Origin of the sequence: Desulfobacterium sp. N47 (assembly GCF_051233685.1) — a bacterium.
Taxonomy (GTDB): domain Bacteria; phylum Desulfobacterota; class Desulfobacteria; order Desulfobacterales; family RPRI01; genus RPRI01.
Genome location: NZ_JBAMMY010000296.1, coordinates 1 through 1,211, shown reverse-complemented (window position 1 = coordinate 1,211; position 1,211 = coordinate 1). Strand labels below are relative to the sequence as shown.

Genomic DNA, 1,211 nt, shown 5'->3' with positions numbered 1-1,211 from the left:
TCGGACGCCAGCAGAAAATAAAAAAAAGTGAAAATATTTTTTGCCTGGTAAATTTGCCTGAAAAATTGGGTTGAAATAAAAAATTGTGGGTTGAAAATCGTCGAGATTTTAGCCTGATAGACTTATTAAATTACCTCAATTTCTTGAAAAAAATGAAATTCATGCTCTGGTTAAGGGTATAGATATCCATATCCCTGAATTCAGTCAAGATCAATTCAAATATATAAAATTTGATTTTGAAAAAATTGACCTTTTGCAAAAAGATGTTGTGGAAAATATTATTTTTCAATTTCAGCCGGATTATATTTTGCACTTGGCATCTTATAGCAGTGTAGCTTTCAGCTGGACACATCCTGTCCTAAGTTTTCAAAATAACACAAACATATTTTTAAATTTATTGGATGCTGTAAGAAAATTAAATTTATCCACCCGTATTTTATCCATAGGATCATCTGAAGAATACGGTAATGTTTGTGAAGAAGATTTGCCCTTAAAGGAAGATCATCCTTTAAAACCTATAAGTCCTTATGCTGTCGCACGTGTGTCTCAGGAAATGCTTTCCAAAATTTATGCTGACGGCTATGGTTTAAATGTAATAATGACAAGATCTTTTAATCATATCGGAACTTATCAAAAAGATATATTTGTAGTACCATCGTTTATAAAACAATTAGTTCAAATTAAAAATAATGGTGGAAAATGTTCTGAACTAGTTGCCGGAGATATAAGCATTGTCAGAGATTTTATAGATGTAAGAGACGTTGTTTCTGCATACTACCAATTGTTAAATAAAGGTGAAAAAGGTGAAATATATAATGTATGCAGCGGGCAGGGCCGGAGTCTAAAAGAAGTAATATCTGATATAACAGATATTTTAAATATTGATATAAGCATTACGATAAAAAACAATCTTATCAGACCTTCTGACAATAAAATAATAATCGGATCAAATGAAAAAATAGTAAAAAAAACCGGCTGGAATATCAAATATTCCCTTGATCAAAGCTTGAAGGATATTATTTCTTATTGGCAAAACTATTTAATTTGAACAAAGTAAATGTGAGATTAATTTCTCTCAGAGTCCTCAGAGTCACGGAGTTTGCCTGTCAGCTTAAGAGTTCACTGCTGTAAAAGCCGAGCTTTTCTACGGTGTGCTTAATAAATGAATGAATCAGTAGTTTAACTTTTAATTTTATTCTACCGAAAACAGG

The 1,211-nt window shown here is 31.2% G+C and carries 1 protein-coding gene; it reads left to right on the top strand.

What is annotated here, in order from left to right:
• The first annotated feature begins 124 nt into the window (after window positions 1-124).
• Window positions 125-1,048, top strand: a complete 924-nt coding sequence (locus tag VXK47_RS19110) for a GDP-mannose 4,6-dehydratase (RefSeq protein WP_435550383.1) — start codon at window positions 125-127, stop codon at window positions 1,046-1,048.
• Window positions 1,049-1,211: the final 163 nt, after the last annotated feature.